This is a genomic window from Paenibacillus sp. CR_12 (assembly GCF_041953985.1).
Classification (GTDB): Bacteria; Bacillota; Bacilli; order Paenibacillales; family Paenibacillaceae; genus Paenibacillus_AQ; species Paenibacillus_AQ lautus_A.
Window position 1 is genome coordinate 815,465 of the sequence record NZ_JAVFHO010000002.1, and the last position, 22,413, is coordinate 837,877.

A 22,413-nucleotide genomic window follows, 5' to 3' on the forward strand; every position below is an offset into this window, starting at 1 on the left:
TCTTCTCCCTGAGCCTAGCTCACCACGGCATCCAGTTCGGACTCTTTCCGTTCATGCTCAGGTACCAGCACCTCTACCACCACTCTGGTCGGCACGCAAATAATCTGTTGATAAGGTTCCGAGATAAAACCCATGTCCAGCGCGATTCGCTTCGGAGCATCCGAATATATCATCTGGATCCCGTAGTCATAAACTTTCAATGTATTGTGTCCAAACTTGGTCTTAATGTCGATGATGCGTTCGTCCCCGTTCAGTGGGACGGTTTCGTATTCTTTGCCATTCACCGTGATCAGCGCCTGAAGCTGACCCTGCTGATATTCCACGTGACTATGCTTCCACCATTGCAGCCCCGTGAAGGATCCAAGGATCAGGATGATGGCGAACAAAATCATATCCCCGCGTCTTATTCTGGACAAGGTGCTCCCTCCCGACGTGCAAAGTCTTCGGAACCCAAGTATGAACGATGCTCGAAGCCGTGGAAATGAGTTTTGTCACATTCGCTATCCGGGTTAAACGGCTGCCCGGTTTTATGAATTGATGACTGTTTTGCTCCAGCAAAATATTCAGGACGGCCAATCGCGACCTTGGCACAAACCTTTGAAAACGTCCTTCACTATGTAGACGAGCATTACATGGATCCTGATTTGACGGTAAAACAGCTGGCGCACATGGCTCGATTATCTTCGACCTGGCGTTTCACGCCTATATTCCAGGAACTCACAGGGAAGAAACCATTGCATTACGTAACCGATTTGCGTATTAACCGTGTCAAAGAACTTCTGCTACGGAAAATGAGCCGATGCGATCCATTGCCCAAGAAGTGGGATACACGGATGAGTACTGCTTCAGTCGCCGTTTCCGCCAGATCACGGGGATGTCGGCTTATCGACAGGGCTGTACCAAACACGAGGGTTTCAGCCGACGGAACCTGTCCGTACGGTTCTGAGCGACGGGATGGGTATTCTATGCATGCCTCATTCTTCGATCAATACATTTCCGTAGATCGGCATGCACAGATTACATACCGCCCATAGACTCTGGCTCCTTGGTAACACCAGTCCCGTCCGACATAAGGATGTACGTATTGCGAGATGCAATCCTGACACTTGGCCCGATGTCCCACCGGATCGCTTGTATACCACCACCCGGAAGGATAAGGACATAAGCCCTTGCAATCGTTGATCACCGTCTTTGGCGTGCAAATGATATAATCGGACGGGCAGGAGGCATCTGCGCCGCAGCCCGTGCAATATTGTCCGTGCGGAGGTCTGCAGGGCCCCGCGGCAAACGCGTGTTTGAGGATATCGTCATCGTTGGGCCGTACCAACACTTTGGCGAGCGCCTCGGCCGTCCTTTGCGCGACTTTATTCAGGAGCGTCTTGCGGTTCATTTTCCGGGTAACCCGGCTGATCAGCACCTGCGTCTCTTCGTCCTTGCTCTCCGGCTTCCTCCACATGCTCTCACCTCGTCTTAGGAAACTCTTGATGCTTTCGCATACGCTTCAAGCTGTTCCCGGCTGTTGACCAGACCCTTATGCCTGATGATGCCGTTTGTATCCACCGCATAGGCGTAAGGCGTGACCTGTACATCCAAGTGATTTGCGAACTCCGAGCTTACGATCAGCACCTCATCGTCATATGCTATTTTGCGGACATAATCCGAAGCCAAATCCGCGGACGAAAATAACAGCAGGATCGGTTTCACGTTATTCATCATGGCGATCCGCTGAAAATCCGGCAGGATCTCGGCGCATTCCTTGCACGTCGGTGATCCGAACAGCATGAGGGATGGCGTGCCAATCAGCTCGCTGGTGGACCACTCGGCTCCTTGCAAGGTTGTCGTTGTGGCTCCGGGCATTTTGTTGCCGACTGGGATACCGGACTGATTCACTCCTCTTGCGGTACCCATCACCATAATCCCGAGCTGCCGGAACAGGACCAAGTTCAGAATCACCAAAGGCACGACCAAAATCCATAGCATGGCATATGAGATCCAGAAGAACGTGTTCATCGCGGCCTCCTCTACCTTCTTTTTATCTTTGAAATATGCGGTGCGGCAATTTCGCGGTATATTCGGATTGCGTGTAAGGCATCCGGAACTCCTACAACTACAAACAGCGTAAGCAGTAATATCATGCCTTCCAAAAGCAGACCCGTTACCGTGAACGACTGATGAAACGCAAGCCTTGCGGCAGAGCTGCAAACCAATCCCGCGAAGCCCATCGCCAGATTAAACCCAATCAACGGAAACCCCAGCCTGGAGCTGATCTGAGGCCCGAAGCAGCCGCAGTCCACCCTTCCTTTTATTCGGATGAAATAAGCCACGCCCAGTCCTTGAATGAAATAGAGCAAGGAAATGCCCAGGAAGCTGATCATCGACGGAAAGCTGTATACCAAGGTCACCGTCAAAATTTGCAGAAGAATGAGCAGCACATGCAGCCCAGCTCCCCCGGGGAATGGATCCGGATCACCGAAGGCACGGCCCCAGGCATAACTTGCCACCGACAATAGCATGGGAAGCGTAACGAATATCGCGAGAACATCGTACATGGACCTGTATGCTCCTTTTTGGCATCATCAGCTGATGATGCAGATGATGGCTCCCATGATCAGCAGCATGGAAACCGCCAGCCGCACCGCGGTCAGCAGCGTGAAGCTGTATACTCTTCTTTTAAGCATGCGGTATACGATGGACCGGCTCAGAGGAAGGCTGAACACGGTGCCTCGAACCATTCCAAACGTCGCGCCTGCCAGCAGGCTCAACCACCAGGGAGCCGCAAACAAGGAAACCACGATGTAGGCATGAAAGAGGACGCCCACTTGCAGCGTGATAAAACCCAAGCCCAGAATCAGCCCCCATAACGCCGCGGATCGGTACCCTGCAGCCTTGATCCATTCCGAGGGAACGATAAAATTTCCGGAGGGCAGGATTCCCGTTTTTTGTATCAACTCCAAGACCAGAAACACAACCAACAGCACAACGATGACGTAGTTTTGATATAAGCCCGCGGGGGTTAATTTCAGCACATAATTGATGCCCCCGAGCGCAAGCCCCGTTACGGCGCCGCCAAGGGTACAGGTCACGATATAGACTAGCGCATATTTGAATTTACTGACCTTCGTGCTGTCCAGGCTGCCTAGCACGTTCAGTCCGCAGGTGGTATCCACGCTGGCCACTGCGGCACCGACAGCAAACATAAAGAGCAGCATCGTCAACAAACCATGCCACCTCCCCACAATCCCGTTAAATGAATCCTTAACACTTCATCTTATGAGCGACAGCCTGTCGATTATTTGCACGAATCTCCGACGGCTTGGGCATGTTTGCCCGAGGCTATCTTATCCAGAAAAAAGAAACCGTCTATGGATGATCTCCGTGGACGGTTTTTCTGTAAGCTATTCACTTTTTCTAATTAAAACCAAAACATAACACGCTTGCCTAACCGCGTGGAGCCGATTTGGTCCACTCCATATAAATCCGGTCGTCGAAGCCTTTCTCATCCGAGTCCTCGGATATACGCTTAAACTCCCGAAATCCTAATTTCTGATATAATCGAAGCGCGGTTTGGTTGCTGTCCGTCACTTCCAGAACGTAACGCCTGTATGGCAGCTCCGTCATGACGTGTTTCATCAAAGCGGTTGATACGCCTTTGCCGCGTGCTTTTTCGGTTGTGGCCACACATTCGATATATCCGGTCTCGTCATCATAGGGCAATGCCGGGTTGAATTCGTCCTTCATGACGTTATATGCAAGCTCTCCCGTCTTGTCTCCAAAAGCATCCTGAAGCGGGGCTAACGCGACCGGCATGGCCCGCTGCCCATTATGGGAACAAGCCAAGATTCCGACTATGATTCCCTGGACCTCCGCCACATAAAACACCTCCGGGCTGAACAACGTCCGGAAGGCGTTCTCCAGCATGTTCCGGTCTCGGGTGAAATAAGACAACTCCTTATAATACCCGTTAACAAACACCTCGGCCACTTCGCCGCGAACATCGCGTTCGTAATCGGCCATGCTTCTAACCGTGATCGCGCACATCGTGATTACCTCCTGTCAAAAATGTAGTCTGCGCTTCATTTCCTTGCGGAATCCCTTGTCTGCAATCAGGCACATCCCGCCGAATGTCAGCAAGGCGTACACCGCCGCAGCTACGGCTGTCCATAATACGTGCGACATGCCAACGGCATACAGCAATAAGGGAACGATACCAAGAAGGATCAGAGTTAATAAGTAACCTGCGAACTCCCGCCAGCCCATTTTTCGCGAACAGCATATAACGGTAATGAGCAAGGTTGCCGCCATCATCAGGAACGGAATGACATAGCCGGTCGACCAGTAAGACGTTCCCGACGCCACGTTGATCCACAGCAGCATACCGGACAGCCCGAGCAGCTGAACGATAATTTTGCCGCCGAGATGCGACCCGGACATCAGGGTATGCCTGATGGACAGCCACGCATACAACACGCAGGGTATGAGAGTTAAACTCCACCATACCTCGCGATTTCCAAGTAGGTTAATCAGGACGGATATCCCCATGACGGATACCGCAAGAAAGGTAAGCCACTTGGATACAAGACTGCTGCTCGCATGCTGCTCCTCCATAGCCTCATAGACGGGATACCATGAATTACTTACGAGGTACTTATCATCTTTACCCTGCACATTCCTGCGGCATAAGGGACACGCTTGATGCGCCGGATCTACGGATACGCCACAGCTTTCGCATCTCATGCGCCCATCCCCCAATCATTGCTGACAATCGTAATGTCCAATTCGCTTAGGCTGGCAAGCTGGCGAAAAAAGCGCATGATCACATCGCTTTCGACGATATTTCGCGCAAACGTGATGGTGAGCTGATCGTTGATCGAGCTGACGGCACAGTTCATGGGACTTTTGGCTGTGGGATACATCGTGGTTTCCATCGCCTCGATATGCGAGGCCATGCTAACTGGAATGTCGACTCGGCCTAGGTTGGTAAGCGTAAGCGTTTTGGCTTCTTCCCCGAAATGGTCAAAGCCGTAACGGATTGCCAGATCCTTTAATTTCAGCGGCGTGAATCGGGAAAACAGGTTTTTTTCGTACTTCATGCTGCCGGCCATCGCTTGGCTTAAATAAGACTTGGTCGTTTTCTCTTTCATCTGTGCATGAACGATTTCGAGCACCTGCTCGAATGTCATGCCTTCCTTTAGTTGTACACCAATGTTGATGACCGCAAAAAAGTTGCGGAGGCTGCTGGAAGGGAACATTTTTCGCAGGTTCACCGGCATGCTGATCACGACCGGACGGTTATCCTTATTGAAAGGCAGTGTGGTATCGTAAACCGCCATAATCAAAATTGCCGTCAGGTAAGCGGTAAGGGTTGCTCCCTTCTGCTTGGCTGCCGCATTCAGCCGCGATGCGTGAACCATCCCGTGTATGACGTTGTGTCCAAAAGGCGAGAAACGGGTGCCCGGAATTTGAAGTGCATCCTGCATCCTGGCGTCGGGAGTGGCCGAAGTATAATGCGCTTGAAAGCTATCTTGAGCTTCAGCATATCGGGCAAATGAAGCGGGCGGCAGAATCAGGCCTTCCTTGTCCTCCATGTCCTCGCCGAGCAGAGATAAATACTGGAATACCAAGGTTTTGAGGAACTCCAATGCCCCTCCTCCGTCCGTTAGAGCATGAAAAATTTCCACGCTGATCTTGCTGCCGTAATACAGAACCCTTACCAAGCTTCCGTTCTCATGCGAAAGAGTAACGGGGGCACAGGGATAGGCGGATTCCTGCTCCACCGTCAAGCGTGTCTCTTTCTCCCGCAGAAATTTCCAGAACAGTCCATTTCTTAGCTCGACATTGAGTAGAGGAAATCTCTTAATCACGCTATCGAGCGCCTCTTGCAAAACCGATGGTTTCACCCGGCTTGTCAGCATCATCGACAGCCGGTAGGTGGATGAGTTCTCCCTCCCCGCAACCGCGGGGAACAGCTTTCCCGCGTGGTCAAGTTTATACCATTCTTCCATGTACGTTCTCCCCGTTTCTTCATATTCTCCCGTTTAAACAGCATACCGGTCTACTATATGGATATATCGCCCTTATACTCAACCTTCTACCGCAGCCGATACGAAGACCGCGTTCCCCTCTTCATGTGGCTGTCTCCGATCTCCCATCGAAAATCGCTTCCTTAAAGAGGATCGGGTATGAATCAACTTCATCGGTACGAGCAATTCGGTTCTTCGATCGATGCGGCTCTTCCCCTCCGGGTGCATCACGGACAACAGCATGCGCAGATAGGAAGTGGTCAGCTTCTGGAACAGATCCGGTTTCATTGCTTGATGCTCAAAACCAAGTCCATGCGTTAATCCCCGGTGAAGCAGCGTAATCCCGACCAATGCGTTAACCTCGCTGAACTCGGACTGGCTTTCATAAGCCCGGCTAATCTGCTGCATGGATTTTCTTCCAAGTCTCGCAATCTTCAGGGCCGCGCGGTCCGGCCCTTCTGCTCGAATGAGCTTCAGAACCGTCTCATTATCCAAATGAAGCTCGCCTACCAGATCCCCATCCTGAATGACCGTGGAATCCTCGCAGACGATGCGCTCCCCCCGATGCTTCTTGATCATGACCGTGCATATGCCAAAGCGCGAGATATGCGAGCTGCGGAATCTGGAAATAAAGCTGAAGAAGCGTTCCCATATCATCCATGTGCTCTGCATGATGGTTTTAAATGATTTTTGCAGCAGATCCAACACCCCATTTTTTGATGAATATTACATTCCATCATTAGTCAGGAAAAAATCGTTACTCACATCTTAATGGAGATCTGCGCAGGTTCACACCGCCTCAGGTATAGAGTTTTACTCGGTCTCCAGGCGGAGGTCCATTTCAAACTGCTCTTGTCGATTGAATGGACGCCCATTCGAACACAACAAAAATAACCTGACACATGCCAGGCATCGGTTCTAATCGATCTTTTTCGTAATATTTAAAAAGTAAGCGCTTTAAATTTGCGCAGCATGGTATTTTTAGGCTCTTCCGATCATGATGGCTGCCGTTGAGTCCATTTGGTTTACATCAAAACTGACAAGGATGTGACTAAGATGATGCTTTCACATTTACGAAGGTGCGGGCTTTTGTTTCTGGCGGCCGTTCTGTTTACTACACTCTGCGTTCCATTGCCGCAGGTTAAAGCGGCAGCGTTCATTACGATTGACTCCCATCAGGACGGGCAAGCAATACAGCCGGGCGTAACGGAGTTATTCGGAACCTATTCCGGGGTGTATGAGCTTCAACTCATCGTGAACGGTGAGTTCATGGCGGATGTTCAGATGGAGGATCCAAACGGCGATGACAGCGGGAACTGGTCCTATAAACTCGACACAAGCCGACTTGACGGCCCCGTCGAAATGGTCCTGAAAGGCAATGACGCGATAACGCGTTATGGCATCTGGTCTCCTTGGATTCACTTGAACATCGATAATCCTGCAGCTGATACACCGGAAGTGGAGATTACCAGCCCAACCGAGTCTACGCTGCAGCGCAACAAAATGAAAATCAACATATCCGCAGAAGGGAAGAATCCGATTGCGCTGGTTGAGCTCCGCATCGACGGCGGCGACTGGCTGCAGGTTTCCCCTGCCAAGAACGGATATCAATATACATTGGATCTACGACAATCCCCTCGCCACGTTCACAGTCTGGAGGCAAGGGCAACCGATTCACGCGGCAATACAGGTTATAGTCTGACGGTCTATGCAAGAACCGGGGGACAGACGTCGGCTCAGCAAGATCAGGATTTCGCTGCGGTTACGAATACCGTTTATATGTCGGATGATCATATCAACCCACATCTCGCTAATGTAATGGGTGATGTTTACAATCCCTCGGCGACGAATCCTGAGACGGTGACCAGCAGCACGTATGACCCGGAACCGCTGCCGGATCAGGATCGTGCGATCTGGATCTGGGAGAATGCCTCCTATCCCCTGGTCCTGAATCCGAATTCCCGAGCCGTTCTCTCTTCTATGGCGAAGGATGTTACGACTTTTCATCAACGTCCTATCACGACGCTCTATTTGGCTGTGGGGCAATATAATGGAGCAAAAATGTTGGAGGATTACCGGAGCGAAGTCCAACAGTTCGTCGAGTGGGCTCACGCCGAGGGTTTTTATGTTCAAGCTTTAATCGCCGGGGGGACCGTGCCGCCTTACTTCGGAGCCTACAGCCGATATCAAACTCACGCCGTGCGGGAGTTTGAGCAAATCCTGAATTACAACCTGGCTTCCGGCGATTCCGCTCGCTTCGACGGCGTGAACGTGGATACGGAGCCGTATATCCTGCCGGACTTCAAAACCGCAAAGCCCTCCGTCCAAATTCAGTATCTGGATATGCTGCAGCTGCTCATGGAACGCAAACAAGCATCGGGACTCACCTTGTCGGTTGGCGCAGCGATCCCGAGATGGTATGACACTTCGGCCGATGCGAGTAATATCCCGTGGAACGGGCAAACCAAATGGCTGTCTGAACACATTCAGGATACCGCCGATTACATCTCGATCATGAATTACCGCGATCAGGCGGATGGCAGTGCAGGCATTATCGCGCAAGCGCTGAATGAGCTGGCCTATGCTAATCTGATCGGCAAGCCAAAATCGGTTGTGATCGGTGTCGAGACCAAAGACATCGCGGATGGCGGGGACCCCGAAACCATCAGCTTCCATGAAGAAGGACGAATTTATATGGAGTCGGAGTTAAACAAGGTGTACGACGCTGTTCAGAATGACCCGGCGTTTGGAGGCATTGCCCTCCACCATTACTCCTCAATCTTGGATTTTCCAAGCGAATGGGGACCTGGCGGCTATACCTGGCAGCCTCCTGCGGACCATGAACCGCCAAGCGCGGTCAGCGGAGCAGCAGCTATCGCATTTGATTATCAACGGATCAATATAACCTACGATATGGCTATGGATAACAGTGCCGTAAATGCATACCGGATCTATCGTGGGACCGAAGCCGGCTTTGAGATTGGATCCGCTACTTACGCCGGAACCTCGAAAGGACTTTCTTATAAAGATACAGGGTTGCTGCCGGACACCACCTATTATTACAAAATCACTGCAGTCGATATCAGCGGCAATGAAGGAGCTCCCAGTTTGGCTGCATCCGCATCAACGATGCCGTCTGCGATGAAACCGATGGTGATCGACCAGATGAACATCACTTACACCGCCGGCATCGCCAAAGTCACTTTTAAGATGGTTGATATGGAGACAAGAATGCCTGTTGCGGCCAAGATCAGCGGACGATTCACCCATATGGCAGGCAAATACATTACGGCCGCGACGAGTGCGGAAGGCATATTCCAATCGCAGTCCGAGCTCGTCACCGTATCCCGCGGCGAGATCGGCTTCCTGCCGAGGCGAATCATGGGGGATTCCTACTATTGGGCAAGTGCTTATGACCAACTCCCGTATCCAACGGTGATATGGGAGCCGTGAAACGCAGTTTGTATTTCATGGCGGATTAAAACCCCATATTCAGATAGAAGATGCGCCCTGGCTTAGGCCGGGGCGCATTGCTGTTCCACTGTCTGCATCAAAAAATGACCGTTCCCCCTCAGATATTACGGGATAAACGGTCGCTGTTTTTCTTTTCTAAGCAATGCAGCACTACGCATGCGGATCATGCTTCCGATCCCTGTTGCCCCCAGATTTCTTATTATCCTATTATATGGTGGAAATCCGGGGACAAAGGGGACCGCTTCGCTTCTCCACCATGATTCCGCCTGCTCCGTTGAGGCTAGATATCCATACAGAAACCTCTCTGTGATCATGATGGTTTGAGACCACCACTCATCTAGGAGAGGTTTCCTTATTTTATATAAAATCTACTTAAGTTGTACAAATATCATGCGTATTAAGGAAGGGTGTTTAGGAATGGTCTCACCGTTTTGGCAAGCGCGTAATTCGTAGTCGCATCCCAGTTAATGGACCACGTCATTGCTCCCCGTATATCAGGGTATTTAGCTACAGGCTTATAACTTCCACAGTTGTTTCCAGTTGCTAGACAATTCAGGGCATTATTTACGACCGCTGGAGAAACATATCCACCTCCGGCAGCTGAAGAGGTAGCAGGTACTCCTATTCCCAATTGGGAAGGCGATACCCACTGCAGCGTTAAGTCCGAAAGAGCCGTCAGGAAATCAACCGTGCCTTGGGAATAGCATTTCCCGTCGCGTCCTAACATGCATCCAGAATTATAATACTGGACGTTAATTACGGTTGTCATATCCTTCAGATTGTTATATAGCTGCATGTAAGAAGTGTTTGGATTCTGCATGTCTATCGTTTGGGGAGCCATCGTCAGAACAAAATCATTTCCTACTTTTTGTTTTAGTTGGCGGATCGCATTGGTTACATTAGGTACATTCATGCCATGCTCCAGATCAATGTCTATCCCGTCAAGCCCATATTGAGTGATGATTCCGTACATGCTGTTCACAAAGTTCGCTACATTCGGGGAAGGATTATTCAAATTGATGTTCCCTAATTCCCCTCCAATGGATATGATGACCTTCTTACCTTGAGCGCGTTTAGCCTGAATATCCGCGATTAGTTCGGCACTGGTGTACCCGCCAAGAGCTGCGGATAGTGCGGAATCAACGTTGAAAGTGACACCACCAGGGTTAGCAGGATCCATCTCGGCAAACGCTAAAACAATGATGTCGTACTGATCCGGTATATCTCTAACTTTCAATTTGCTGGCACCATTGACAAAGTTCTGCCAGTACCCTGTCAATATATGTTTCGTCGGCTGGGGACCCCCACCCGTTCCATCTGAAGTGGTGGCATTGACGATCGCACTGGCAGGAGAAAGGTTCCCGGCAGCATCCTTTGCAATGACCTTAAAAGAATATGTCGTGTTCGGTGAGAGACCCGTTATTGTCGCTGTCGTTCCTGTAACAGAGATGGCAAGGGATGTTCCTCGGTATACATCATATCCTGCCACACCTACATTGTCCATAGATGCTTGCCAGGATAAAGTAACGGTTGAAGAGGTGATTGCGCTTACAATTACATTCGTAGGAGTTGTCGGAGCTACTGTATCATTACCTCCACCACCTTGAACAAACTGCCACAATGCAGGAACATTGGGTGGTTCCCATCCGGGTAATGAGGTATGAGATTGAATAGCTTTATACGCCTTCCCGTCGTACGTCACGTTGTCGTTAACGACATAAGATACATTGGGTGCCCAAGCGCCCCGTTCTGCTGCAGAAACTTCAAGGGGAAAAAAGTTCATAATCATAGACATGACGACCATTAAAGGCAATAACATCACTCTCGATTTGTCCAGCAATTTGGATAAATCCCTTTTCATCCATTAATCCCTCCTCAATCATTGATAATTAAACGTTAGCCTATCTTGATGTAAGCCGGCATCACCTCCTTTATGAAAATTAACTTGTTAATTTAAAACCATGTCGATGCATTGTTCTTACTCATTTTTGATTCTTTTACGTATTTTGTAAGTTGATTGATATGTAAAAAATTTACTTTATATGTTAATCATTATCAATAGCTCAAAAGGATCAATTTGGTGAAAAGAAAAACCACAAGTCGAGTTTTAATCGAATTGTGGTCAGAACATTTCATTTTTTCAATTTCATCCAATCTAGGATTTCATAAAAGGACCGAGTGCCCGATCGTCCCAAACCTGCACTTCAATATATCGCTCAGGTCCATGACGACCGTCTTTGTTCCAATCTTGAGGCCAGCCAAACTCGTCTACAAGTTGAAGGATTTCGTTTTTTACATATACCTTTCCTCTATAAGGCTTGTCGTCTTGATACCGCATGGTCGGAAATAAGTCGCCATAAGTGAAACTCATCATTTCGGGTTGCATATCATCCAGCAGAATCCTGATTTCTTTTCCATTCGGATACCATTCCTTAATCCATTCGCAAGATCCAAGCGTCATGTAATGCGGATATTCTTTTGTTGGTTTGCCGCCTTTGGCCCTGAATAGAGCTCTCGCCCGTGCTTCCAGATCGCGACGGATGGTCATATAATCATCCGCACGTTGACTCGCAAACCAATTTTTGTTTTGTTTGAGCCTCCTCTGTACCTGCAACGCTTCTTCGATGGATAGCGAGGATAGATTTTGAAAGGGTCCTGTTGTCGCATCATAATAATGATACAGATATAAATCCATGGCGACTGTCCTTTCTTCGTCAACCGGTGTTATGGTTTGTTCCAAACTTTAATTACCGCTGTTCATACTCGAGTTTCTTCTTCTCACGATCTATGTAGGCATATATATTTGCGATTTCTTCTTCATAGTTCTCTTGAATTTCAAAATAAGGGACATTCGATGACGCACACTTTTCACGGAATACATCATGCTCATGAGTATAGTCGGCAACAGTTCTCTCTTCAGGATACATTCGCGCTTCGATAGCATTGCGGTGTTGAACGATGTTGGATTGGAAATTCTGCCGGATGTACGAGGTGGAGAATCCTAAGAACACGGAAATGATGTGTTGTGAATAGGACGGCTCAAAATCTTGCAGATGATGAGGCAAAATGTAACAGCCTTCGATGATTAGATTTTGCTTGTTTTCGATGTTTGTCATGATGATCCCTTTGATGATCGGCCATAATTGTGCACCGATATGCTCGGTTGAATCCACCGGCGTGAAACCGCAGTTCATGTCGGCTCTGTACAAGCCCATTTTCAAATGATCGATGGACAGATAAGGCACGTGATACTTTTCAAGTAATTGTTGAGCCATATATGTCTTTCCCGTGCAGCTGTTTCCGCTGATTAATATGATCATTTACATGGCGTCCTCCCTGCATGCTTGATGCTTCGTTCAAATCTCTGGAATGATTTCATGAAGTGTGCTACTCATCGAAAAATCGTAAGACTTCGTTGTTAATTCAAGTATTCTCGACTCATAAATGCAGCCCATCGCTCTCAGTTCATTTATTAAAAACTCATTTAGGTCGTACGTGTGGGTCAACAAGATGCCCGCTTCTTGAAGATCTGCAATGCAGGCCAGTTTATTCTCTAAGCAAGCCTCTTGAAAAAACTCCCGCACTTTATTGTTCAATACATCATATTTATCATATTCCTCTACATTAAAGGTTGGTCCTAACTCACGCGCAGTCATTCGTTTTACGCCGATTCCGTTTATGGTTTGCACAACTTCTTTGGAACGCTCCCTCAGCATGTTCTGACGGTAAGAAACCGGTTCTATCTTTTGGATTCCCAACTCATGAATAAGTTTGGCTTCTACGGCTGGTAAATGAGGGTGCGTTTCAACAGCACTCGGTTCTTGACTTGGTTCATTAACCGTGGAAAACATATTTATCATACATTTATAGGTTAAAAATAAACCCAGGTAATCCCTTATGTTTCTCGCAATTAGAGTGACATGAAACTCCTCTGATGGTAAAGCTTGGACAAACACGACAGGGGCATCCTCGAGATCAGTCACCGATCCAAAATCGGTCAAAAATCCGAAATGCTCGCCTCCAAAAGCGGTAAAGGCAAATGGAATTACATCCAACGGATGGCCGCTGTATGCAAATTCGGCGTCTTGATTGTTAAGATCATAATCCATATAGATTTCCAGAATATCGTCCAGTTCCACCTCGAGATCATGTACGATTTGCTCATTCATTTCTTTCAACTTGAGCAGCGTTGCGGGTATAGGGTACTTTTGATTCCCTCGTCCAAACATTTAGAATTCCTCACTTTTCATTGACTAAATTTCCGATATCATTTTTTCCAGTGTTTCTCGCCTGTCTTACAAGACGTTTGTCGCCAACATCGGTCCCACTTGTTCTATCCATTTATGCTCTTGATCGGCCAGCAAGGTTTTCCATCCAAGGTCGATAGCCGGTTTCAGGTTCTTTTCCTGATCATCAACATAAACAACCGTCAGTTCTGAACGTTCGAATTGTTTCACAACATGTTTATAAATTTGCAGATCAGGTTTCCTCAAACCGACTTGATTCGAAATGGTAATGCTCCTAGCATAAGGTTCTACTTTTTCTAATATCGGCTCCAGCCATTCCTTGCAATGATTGCTTAGTACATGGATATCCGCGATTTCGCTCCATTGCGCCAAGTGATTTAATCCAGGAAGCGGTTGCAACGATTGAGTTATTAACTCCCTTGCTTCCTCTTTGTTGATTTGCTTCATTCGCAGGCTCATCCATCCCCAAAACTCATCTTCCTTCATCTTTCCTGTCCATAAGTCTCTACGAACCTCATCAAATTGTACCCTGATTTCTTGAAACGAGATTTCGGAGCCCTCCGCTAATGTAGGCCAAAAAGCAGATGAAAAATTACTCACCAATACGCCAGCTAAATCCAATACCAGTTGTGGTTTTGCCGTCATCGTCTCGTCTCCTTATATCTTACTTATTTCATGAGATGTATGTATTCGTGTTTACGAGGGACCGTCCGCTTAAACACTAGTCGTCATTGCCGACTTCCCAAACTAACAATCGTATGCCTTTGATGCCTCGATTAATTCCTGATGGTTATCCAGTTCTTCAAGCACTCTTTGTATATCGCTTCTTTGATAGCTTCTAACTATAATCATATGTTTGATATGAAGCCCTGGTGGGTCAATATTTGCCCTATTCAAATTATTCAGTAACCTTTCCGGCGTATACAAAATACTCCATCTTTTAGAGCCATCACTGAAAACCATAGTGATCTCTATCCAGTTCCACTCATCTGGGTCATCAACTACTTCGTCATCAAATTGCCAGCTAATTAACTTAGGTATATATGTATTTTTAATCTCCATTGCAACCGCTCCTTTCGTATGAGGTTCATTAGGAGCTACTTTAAATTAAAGCCACCTCCACGAACTTCGCCTTCCCTAAATCGCAATGCGAATCCGAAGTTCGTGGACGTTTCACACTTTCAATCCATGGGTCGAACCGCTAAATCCCCACCATCACATTGCCGCCACATACCGGAATATAAGCCCCTGTGATAAATGAAGACAAATCCGAGGCCAGGAATGCCACGGCATTGGCAATCTCCTGGTCCGTTCCGCGGCGTTTCAGGGGCACGGAAGCTTCGTAGGAGGCGCTATGCTCGGTACCGTTCTCCCGATCGCGGTCGCTGATCGTCCAGCCGGGCGCGACTTGATTGACGGTGATCCCATGCTCGCCGATTTCTTTCGCGAGTACGCGGTATACGCCGTCCATGCCGCGCTTGCCTGCTACGTAGGCGGATTGACTCGGAAAGTTCTGGATCGAACATTCGGTATTGATGCCGATGAAGCGGCCGCTCTTTCGCTCGATCATGGCAGGCACGAAGGCTTTTGCCAGGTAGACGCTTTGCATGACGCAGGATTGGAACTGGCTCTCGTAATCTTCCGGCGCTTGCTCCAAGACAGACGTCCATTGATAGGATTCCACGGCATTCGCAACGATGATATGAGGCAGCATGCCAAAGTGTTCAAGCACTGCATCCCGCATGGCATTCACGGATGCTTGATCCGTCACGTCGGCTTGCACCGTGTACGCGCGTCTGCCCATCGACTCCACCTCGCGCTGAAGCTCTTCCGCCTTGGCTAAGCTTCCCCGATAATGGATAACCACATCTGCGCCGCATTCCGCCAAGGTTCGGACCATGACCCGGCCCAATTGGCCCGCAGCACCGGTGACTAACGCAATTTGATCCGTCAAATCCAACTTCATTGTTCATTCGCTCCTCTACGTTTGACTGGTGATTTTCGCCTATCATACCATAATCATCTACTGCTGGGCATGATAAAAAGACCGGAAGCTATCTCCCGGTCCTCACCTTTAAACTCTTTCATTTAACATCTTACACAGCAAGCGCTCATCTGCTAGACGAGCCATCTAACGTTTAAGGTTCAAAACCCTTCTGACTGACAAATAGCTGCTCTTGCGGAAACGCCCTGCTGAATCGATCGTAGACCACCTGATAGGCGGCGGGATCATACCATTCTTCCAGATCAAGCTTCTCGTACAACGCCTGAACGGGCAGCCGTTTCGTACGTTTGCCTCCGCTGCCGTCCCCCATGAAATAATCGTCGATGCACACGCGATTGACGAGCGGTCTGAGGATCTGAGGAAATGCCTCCGTGCTTGGAAGGACGGGAGCAATCGCTGCTTGCGTTGGTATTCCTGCGTCTCTTAACAGCTCAAGGCTTTTCAATCTGGCTTGGATCGGCGGAGCGGAAGGCGTAAAATGCTTGCGAATATCCTCTCGATCGGTCTCGACCGTCATGCTTACCCGCACGCGTGCTCCTAACTGCTGCAGCAAATCGATATCCCGTCGGACCAGCGGACTGCGCGTCTGCACCAGCAGGAAATCCGGCGGCTCGCTAACCATGGCCTCCAGCAAGGCACGGGTCACTTCTTCCTTGGCCTCAATCGGCTGATAGGGATCGGTACTGGATGACATGAAGATCGTGACGGGCCCCTTGGACTTGGCACGCTTCAGTTCTTTACGCAGAATGGCAGCAGATTCGAGCTTAACGTCAACCCAACTTCCCCATTCCTGATTTCGGAATATCGAAACCGGCATTTGCCGGACGTAGCAGTAGGAGCAAGCGAAGGTACATCCTGTATACGGATTCAAGGTATGGCTGTATCCATTCAGGAAACCGGTTCCTTTATTGAGCAGGGTCTTCGGCGTTTTATAAAGCACTTCATGTTTCACCTGGGACACCTCATTCCTATACTTTCTTCTATTATACGACTTCCCTCCTTTCATTACGAATGAGTGAATGCGCATCCAGCTCCTTTACTTCGCGTCATGAAAAATAATCCCCAGGCTGTATCTTGTCCCCGACGTGACCGTGCTGACGCCATGCCGGAGCGTAGTCCGGTAATATCCCCTTGTTCCCTGCACCGGACGATGGTTGGTCGGAAAGATCAGTCCCGCTCCCTGATCCAAGGCGATCGCATGTCCCCGGCTCTGTGCCCGCGGCCGCTGCTCCACCAGCAGAAACTCCCCGCCCGTGTAATGGACTTCCTTCTCATTCAGCACAAAGACCGCTTGGAACGGAAAGAACTCATCACCGTACAAATCCTGATGCAGGCAATTATATCCGCCTTCTTCATATTTTAAAATCAGCGGCGTTGACCGCTCCTGACCTTGGGCATGACACATCCCCAGAAACTCATCCAGACTTGCCGGATACTTCTCTTCATGCCCTAGCCGGTTCAACCAGCGGTTCGCCGTCAGCGCAAGTTCAGGATACAAGCCTTCCCGAAGCTGCTGCAGCGTTTCGGGAAGCGGCGCCTGATAATATTTGTACTCCCCCAGTCCGAACCGGTGCCTGGCCATTTGGATCGTGCTGCGAAAACGCTGCTCTTCCGTATACGTGCCTATGATCTCTGCGCATTCCTCGGGCAAGAGCAGCTTGGGAATGACCGCATATCCCTGTTCATCCAAAGCTGCCTGTACGGCAGGCCAATCCAGATTCTTTATGCGCTGCAGCAAAGGATTAGGCATACTCCTTCGTCTCCCTCACGGAGACGTTCATTCGCTCCAATTGCAGCAATCTTGTCTTCATTTCAAGTCCCCCGCGATATCCCGTCAATGCGCCGCTTTTGCCGATTACCCGATGACAAGGCACGGTGATAAGCAGCGGGTTCGCCCCGATAGCCGCACCAACAGCACGCACAGCCGCCGGCTTGCCGATCTGGTGCGCAATGTCAGAGTACGTGAAGGTTTGCCCATACGGGATCTGGCACAGTGCATTCCATACCGCCATCTGGAAATCGGTACCCTTGTAATCCATTGCGAACTCAAACCGTTCCCGTTTCCCCTGAAAATAGTCCGCCAGCTCGGCGGCATATGGCTGCATGCCCTCATCATTCTGGAATAGTTCACAGCCAGGAAATTTCGCGTTCACCCATTCCTCCAGCTCTTTGAACGGTTTATCCGGTGATCCGATATAACATAAACCTTGCGGCGTGGCCGCGATATATATGTTCCAGTCATCATGCCGCAATCGTGTCCAGCTAATGATCGAATGATTAGATTTCATGATTATGCACCTCCGCACTCGTATTGTTCATATATTGCCCTCGATAGCTTAGGGGGGTCATTCCCGTCTTTTTCTTAAACAGCGTGATAAAATAAGCCGTGTTCTCTATGCCCACTTGATGGCCGACATCCGAAATAGCCAGGCTGGTATTCGCAAGAAGCTCTTTGGCCTTGCCGATCCGGTAATCCTGAATGTATTCCATCGGAGTCTGCCCTTTGACCCGCTTAAAAATCCGGTGCAGATGGTACGGACTGCCGTGGCTTACATCCGCCAAGACATCCAGCGTCAAATGATCCGTATAATGCGCATCGATATACTCGGCAACGAGTTCGATCCATTCGTGGTCCGGCAGGCGCTCGCCGGTCGGCTTGCACCTTTTGCATGGCCGGAAGCGTTCGGCCCTCGCTTCATCCGCCGATCGAAACACGCGCACATTTTCAAATTTCGGGGGCCTGGATTTGCAGGATGGCCTGCAGAAGATTTTCGTCGTCTGCACCGCGTAGAAAAATTGGCCGTCACTGTCCTTGTCATTGTCGATAATGGCTTTCCACTGGGCTTCGGTCGGTTGTATCCGGTTTGCCACGTTTCCTCACCTCCGCTAACATTATAACCACAGGAAGATCCGGTTGTACGCTTTTTGGAATATAAGAGCAAGATAACAAAATTATGAGGTCCGCGTTTATGGTACAACTAGTATAGAGTAGATCAGGAACGAAAGGAAACGATGATCATGCATGAACCGGACCACAATCGCGGCGACAAGCCGTATACCATGGAACAACAACAACGGCTTCCCAAGGACAGCTGGGAGGATCATATCCATACGCTAAAGCTATTCGTTCCGAAGGAATTCAGCTTTCAGGAGAACCTCAATTATTTGCAAAGATCGCCGAATGAATGTCTCTTTACGATTCGGAACGACAGCATCTACCGGGCGATCCCGCTTGAAGATGACGTTGCCGTGATCGAAGTCAGCGCCAGGAATCAAGAGCAAGCGATCCTGGTTCGATTTTTGGGGAATACCACCCCGACCGAACCAAGCAAGCGGGCGGAGGTAGCCATTTATGTCCGGGACTGGTTCGATCTAAACACCGATTTAGTGCCGTTCTATTCGATGGCCGAGACCGATCCCCTGCTCAGTCAAGCCGTACAGTCCTTCTACGGGCTTCGCAACATGGGCATTCCCGATCTGTTCGAGGCTTTATGCTGGGGCATTCTGGGACAGCAGATTAACCTGGCTTACGCGTATACGCTAAAAAGGCGTTTCGTCGAGGCCTTCGGCAGACGCATCGAGTGTGAAGGCGAGGTTTACTGGATGTTTCCAAGGCCTGAGGACATCGCGCCGCTGCGTGTTGAAGATCTTGGTGGACTTCGGATGACCGTGAAAAAAAGCGAGTATCTCCTCGGAGTAGCTGAGCTTATGACGGATGGAAAATTAACGAAAGAACTGCTGCTGGAAGCTGGCAGCTTAAAGAAAGCGGAGAAACAACTGGTCGGCATCCGCGGCATCGGACCGTGGACGGCCAATTATGTGCTGATGCGCTGTTTGCGAATGCCGGCGGCTTTTCCCATCGATGATGTGGGACTGCATAATGCCATCAAACATCTGCTGGGCCTAGAGGCGAAACCGACGAAGAGGGAGATTCTGGAGCTGTCCGCAGGATGGGCGAACTGGGAATCTTACGCCACTTTTTATCTGTGGAGGTTTCTCTACTAACAAGTCCACACATAATAAAGAGGACGTCTCCCTCTTCTGCCATACAACAGACAGCTGGGAGACCTCCCCTATGATCACTTCATGGATCGGAGACTGCTATTCAATGAAATACAGTTTACCGTCAACCTCAAGCGAAATGGCAGATTGCGAAAGATCATCCTTGAGTTTCTTCGCATAGTCTACCACTTGATTGAGCGAATCCTTGTCGAGTTTCTCGGCAAAAGCGTACACGATGGTTACTTTTTCCTTGATCAAGGTTTTGTTGTTATCCACCCAAGCCCCTTCGCCCGGTATTGCCGTTGCCCCGCCAAACCAGCCGGACAGCTTCGTCAACGCTTGATCGACAAACTTTTGGTGAGCCGCATCCGTGATGGGAATATCCCCCTTTACGGTGGAAGGCACGTAAATCTTCACGACGTGATCCAAGTGGAACTGATTGTTCAGGGCGCTCTGCGTAATGGCCGTTGCCGTCGGATTGCCCTCTGCGCTAAAAGACTGCTGAACCGGTACTACGATAAGCGTTAACAATAATGCCGCTGCAAATGCGATTAGCCAACCTTTTCTTTTCATGTCCATTTCTCCCTTATGTATAGTTTCGTGTCCGTACGGAATCAGCAGAGTTTCAGTTGTTAAATACACTTCTTGCCATCTGTACGGTACAAACTAGCACATATTATATACTGACCTTTGCGTATCAGCTATGGGACGTACGGATTATATTATGCAAAATCATGTAAAAAAGCCGATATTCCCGATGAACAAACTTAGGGAATTCAGCTTTGGTCAACTAACTTCTTATTTTATCGTCCCGATCCAGGATAAACTCTCCACCGTTCGATGATCCATGCTGCCGTTCAATATGGCTTGCACGTCATGCAGCGCCTCTTGCAAGTGGACCCGCTCGCCTGGCAGTCCGGTATAAGCTTCAGCAACGTAAAAAGGCTGCGTTAGATAAGCTTCGAGCCGTTCTCCCCGCTCATAAACCTCCATTTCGGATGACGGAATGGCCTCCAATCCTCGTACTTGAACCAGCGAACGCAGCTCCCGATAGCGGCGAAGCAGCTTCTGGGCCCGCTGTTGGACCGCTAAGTGAGCCTGATCCAGATGAACGCCTTCTAATACGGAAGAGGTGGAATATAACGGGTTCACGGCAGGAAACAGATGTCTTGCCGCCAGATCGGCATCGAAATACCACAGCGTCTCCAGCGGCCCGTAAGGCATGTTTTCATCAACAACCGCACCTTTGAGGTCCACAAGAAAAGTCGTGATCTGCTGCATGCCTTCCTGTTGAAAACGTTCCTGAAGATCATAGATCTTGCCGGTTAAGACATGCTCCCGATCCGCGGCAAACACAATTTCTTTATCGGTATTCGCATGCGATACGATAGAATGGATTTCTTCTATTGAAGAAGCAACCCGCTCTACGTCATTCAGCATATCCTGCAGCTCCGGGTAGTTCCCTTCCGGCTTCAGCAGAATCGTCATATACCCTTCCTGCTTGAAGTGATGAAACAACTCCCCGAGCAGCACCAGCTGCCCCATACCGGGACGAGCTACCAGCCCGACGGTGCCGCCTTTTGCCAGAGGAGCGAATAGATCAAGAGGCTTAATGCCCGTTTCGATCATCTCCACGCTTTCCCCGCGCAGGATCAGTTCGTCAAGACTGCATTTCGCCAAGGCTGCCAGCGCGGCTATGGTGCGAACTTCCGCCCGGCCTACGGGTATTTTTCCCGTACATAGATTGGAAACCGTGGCGGGCCGCAATCCGACGGATTTGGCCGCGCTGGTCAGGTTCGGAACCCTTTGTCTTAAAAGTGATACATTCAGCTTCAGATTGTCCAAGTCCGTACACCCTTCTTGTGATAGTTTATTGATTTCTTCTTAATCTCTCTCAGAAAAGAGTCTGCGGTGCGAACAAACTCGTCCGCATCCGGTTCGAAAATATTATGATCATGCTGCTCGAATTCCACGATTCGTGCCTGCGGCAGCGATAGCTTATATTGTTCCACTGCTTCTAATGATAACCCGGGATGCGGTTTTGCGCCACGTATAATGAGAACAGGGCATGTGAATCGGGACAGGTCGCTCCAAAATTCTACCTTCGCGGAATCCTTCTGCAGGGCATGCAGGGCCGATGGTTTCATCCGGTCGAATAGCTTCTTCCCTCTCCAAGGCGGCAGCGTTGCAAAGAAATCCACCCATCCCGCTGGCAGCTGGGTATGTATCGCCGGATAGTCTCCGATGATCAGACCTTCAATGCGTTTCGGGTTCCGAATGGCATAACCTAATTGATAGGCTACCCCTCGTGAGTACCCCATGAGTACGAACTGTTCCAGTTCAAGATGGCGAATGGCCGCATCCAGATCGCTGATATGATCCTCGAGCGTGTATCCCGAATCAGGAGAATCACTTCGGCCACGGCCTCGGAGCGTAATGACAACGATATGCCTGGGCGACAGCGTTACCATTTTTTCCATAATGTCGATATAATCCTCGGCCGACTCGGAAAGCCCCGGGATGATAACCAGTGAGCTTTGTTCATTTCTAAGTTCCCGATGTACCTCCGTCACATGAATATGTACCCCATGGTTATTGACCATCGTTTCGTATAACTGCATGCATGAGCCCTCCTATAAAATCTACATTTAAAAAAGCCAACACT

General features: G+C 49.4%; 26 protein-coding genes. 3 read left to right on the forward strand and 23 right to left on the reverse strand.

Features of this window, described 5'->3' with window-relative positions:
* Positions 1–14: 14 nt before the first annotated feature.
* The gene (locus RB297_RS07325; RefSeq protein WP_375120142.1) at positions 15–416 is read right to left on the reverse strand and encodes a NusG domain II-containing protein; all 402 of its coding nucleotides are present in this window, start codon (positions 414–416) and stop codon (positions 15–17) included.
* A gap of 383 nt (positions 417–799) precedes the next feature.
* On the opposite strand from RB297_RS07325, the gene RB297_RS07330 reads away from it, so the two are divergent.
* Complete coding sequence (locus RB297_RS07330) at positions 800–946, forward strand: AraC family transcriptional regulator (RefSeq protein WP_375120143.1); 147 nt, start codon at positions 800–802, stop codon at positions 944–946.
* Between the two features lie 39 nt (positions 947–985).
* Here RB297_RS07330 and RB297_RS07335 read toward each other — a convergent pair whose 3' ends face one another.
* From RB297_RS07335 to RB297_RS07370, 8 genes are all read right to left on the reverse strand, one after another.
* On the reverse strand, positions 986–1,456 hold the full coding sequence (locus tag RB297_RS07335) for a hypothetical protein (RefSeq protein ID WP_096774236.1): 471 nt from the start codon (positions 1,454–1,456) through the stop codon (positions 986–988).
* A gap of 14 nt (positions 1,457–1,470) precedes the next feature.
* A complete protein-coding gene (locus RB297_RS07340; protein WP_375120144.1) occupies positions 1,471–2,010 on the reverse strand; it encodes a redoxin family protein in 540 nt (179 codons plus the stop codon).
* A gap of 11 nt (positions 2,011–2,021) precedes the next feature.
* Positions 2,022–2,549, reverse strand: coding sequence for a MauE/DoxX family redox-associated membrane protein (locus RB297_RS07345; protein ID WP_375120145.1), 528 nt, complete (start codon positions 2,547–2,549; stop codon positions 2,022–2,024).
* A 27-nt stretch (positions 2,550–2,576) separates the two neighbouring features.
* Positions 2,577–3,209: a hypothetical protein gene (locus RB297_RS07350; protein ID WP_375120581.1), complete on the reverse strand. Its 633-nt coding sequence runs from the start codon at positions 3,207–3,209 to the stop codon at positions 2,577–2,579.
* A gap of 229 nt (positions 3,210–3,438) precedes the next feature.
* On the reverse strand, positions 3,439–4,038 hold the full coding sequence (locus RB297_RS07355; RefSeq protein ID WP_375120146.1) for a GNAT family N-acetyltransferase: 600 nt from the start codon (positions 4,036–4,038) through the stop codon (positions 3,439–3,441).
* Positions 4,039–4,053: 15 nt separating this feature from the next.
* Positions 4,054–4,734, reverse strand: a complete 681-nt coding sequence (locus tag RB297_RS07360) for a DUF6320 domain-containing protein (RefSeq protein WP_375120147.1) — start codon at positions 4,732–4,734, stop codon at positions 4,054–4,056.
* Positions 4,731–6,002 (reverse strand): alcohol acetyltransferase, encoded by a 1,272-nt coding sequence (locus RB297_RS07365; RefSeq protein ID WP_375120148.1) that lies wholly within the window; start codon positions 6,000–6,002, stop codon positions 4,731–4,733. Before RB297_RS07365 ends, RB297_RS07360 begins: the two co-directional genes overlap by 4 nt.
* A gap of 78 nt (positions 6,003–6,080) precedes the next feature.
* The gene (locus RB297_RS07370; RefSeq protein WP_096774596.1) at positions 6,081–6,692 is read right to left on the reverse strand and encodes a YkoP family protein; all 612 of its coding nucleotides are present in this window, start codon (positions 6,690–6,692) and stop codon (positions 6,081–6,083) included.
* Positions 6,693–7,076: 384 nt separating this feature from the next.
* On the opposite strand from RB297_RS07370, the gene RB297_RS07375 reads away from it, so the two are divergent.
* The gene (locus tag RB297_RS07375) at positions 7,077–9,473 is read left to right on the forward strand and encodes an Ig-like domain-containing protein (protein WP_375120149.1); all 2,397 of its coding nucleotides are present in this window, start codon (positions 7,077–7,079) and stop codon (positions 9,471–9,473) included.
* Between the two features lie 418 nt (positions 9,474–9,891).
* Here the strand turns inward: RB297_RS07375 and RB297_RS07380 are convergent, their stop codons facing one another.
* The 11 genes from RB297_RS07380 to RB297_RS07430 all read right to left on the reverse strand — a co-directional run bounded on the left by RB297_RS07380 (position 9,892) and on the right by RB297_RS07430 (position 18,617).
* A complete protein-coding gene (locus RB297_RS07380) occupies positions 9,892–11,355 on the reverse strand; it encodes a chitinase (protein WP_375120150.1) in 1,464 nt (487 codons plus the stop codon).
* Between the two features lie 294 nt (positions 11,356–11,649).
* Complete coding sequence (locus RB297_RS07385) at positions 11,650–12,189, reverse strand: hypothetical protein (protein WP_096774245.1); 540 nt, start codon at positions 12,187–12,189, stop codon at positions 11,650–11,652.
* Positions 12,190–12,241: 52 nt separating this feature from the next.
* Positions 12,242–12,769 carry a 2-phosphoglycerate kinase gene (locus tag RB297_RS07390; protein ID WP_375120151.1) on the reverse strand — a complete coding sequence of 176 codons (528 nt, stop codon included), beginning with the start codon at positions 12,767–12,769 and terminating at the stop codon, positions 12,242–12,244.
* Positions 12,770–12,850: 81 nt separating this feature from the next.
* Complete coding sequence (locus tag RB297_RS07395; protein ID WP_277746231.1) at positions 12,851–13,723, reverse strand: hypothetical protein; 873 nt, start codon at positions 13,721–13,723, stop codon at positions 12,851–12,853.
* Between the two features lie 66 nt (positions 13,724–13,789).
* Complete coding sequence (locus RB297_RS07400) at positions 13,790–14,386, reverse strand: HAD-IA family hydrolase (protein ID WP_375120152.1); 597 nt, start codon at positions 14,384–14,386, stop codon at positions 13,790–13,792.
* Positions 14,387–14,488: 102 nt separating this feature from the next.
* Complete coding sequence (locus RB297_RS07405; RefSeq protein ID WP_192571472.1) at positions 14,489–14,803, reverse strand: hypothetical protein; 315 nt, start codon at positions 14,801–14,803, stop codon at positions 14,489–14,491.
* 139 nt (positions 14,804–14,942) lie between these two features.
* On the reverse strand, positions 14,943–15,707 hold the full coding sequence (locus RB297_RS07410) for an SDR family NAD(P)-dependent oxidoreductase (RefSeq protein WP_192571471.1): 765 nt from the start codon (positions 15,705–15,707) through the stop codon (positions 14,943–14,945).
* Positions 15,708–15,879: 172 nt separating this feature from the next.
* Complete coding sequence (locus tag RB297_RS07415; RefSeq protein ID WP_213579025.1) at positions 15,880–16,698, reverse strand: SPL family radical SAM protein; 819 nt, start codon at positions 16,696–16,698, stop codon at positions 15,880–15,882.
* A gap of 84 nt (positions 16,699–16,782) precedes the next feature.
* Positions 16,783–17,496, reverse strand: coding sequence for a 2OG-Fe(II) oxygenase (locus tag RB297_RS07420; RefSeq protein ID WP_192571469.1), 714 nt, complete (start codon positions 17,494–17,496; stop codon positions 16,783–16,785).
* On the reverse strand, positions 17,489–18,034 hold the full coding sequence (locus tag RB297_RS07425) for a methylated-DNA--[protein]-cysteine S-methyltransferase (protein WP_096774251.1): 546 nt from the start codon (positions 18,032–18,034) through the stop codon (positions 17,489–17,491). The genes RB297_RS07420 and RB297_RS07425 overlap by 8 nt, the downstream gene beginning before the upstream one ends.
* Positions 18,024–18,617, reverse strand: a complete 594-nt coding sequence (locus RB297_RS07430) for a bifunctional transcriptional activator/DNA repair enzyme AdaA (RefSeq protein ID WP_192571467.1) — start codon at positions 18,615–18,617, stop codon at positions 18,024–18,026. Before RB297_RS07430 ends, RB297_RS07425 begins: the two co-directional genes overlap by 11 nt.
* A 147-nt stretch (positions 18,618–18,764) precedes the next feature.
* On the opposite strand from RB297_RS07430, the gene RB297_RS07435 reads away from it, so the two are divergent.
* Positions 18,765–19,751 (forward strand): DNA-3-methyladenine glycosylase family protein, encoded by a 987-nt coding sequence (locus RB297_RS07435; RefSeq protein ID WP_375120153.1) that lies wholly within the window; start codon positions 18,765–18,767, stop codon positions 19,749–19,751.
* Between the two features lie 96 nt (positions 19,752–19,847).
* Here RB297_RS07435 and RB297_RS07440 read toward each other — a convergent pair whose 3' ends face one another.
* The 3 genes from RB297_RS07440 to RB297_RS07450 all read right to left on the reverse strand — a co-directional run bounded on the left by RB297_RS07440 (position 19,848) and on the right by RB297_RS07450 (position 22,369).
* Complete coding sequence (locus RB297_RS07440) at positions 19,848–20,321, reverse strand: hypothetical protein (protein WP_015735984.1); 474 nt, start codon at positions 20,319–20,321, stop codon at positions 19,848–19,850.
* 225 nt (positions 20,322–20,546) lie between these two features.
* Positions 20,547–21,593: an ATP synthase beta subunit C-terminal domain-containing protein gene (locus RB297_RS07445; RefSeq protein ID WP_096774254.1), complete on the reverse strand. Its 1,047-nt coding sequence runs from the start codon at positions 21,591–21,593 to the stop codon at positions 20,547–20,549.
* Positions 21,581–22,369, reverse strand: coding sequence for an alpha/beta fold hydrolase (locus tag RB297_RS07450; RefSeq protein WP_213579030.1), 789 nt, complete (start codon positions 22,367–22,369; stop codon positions 21,581–21,583). Before RB297_RS07450 ends, RB297_RS07445 begins: the two co-directional genes overlap by 13 nt.
* Positions 22,370–22,413 lie beyond the last annotated feature (44 nt).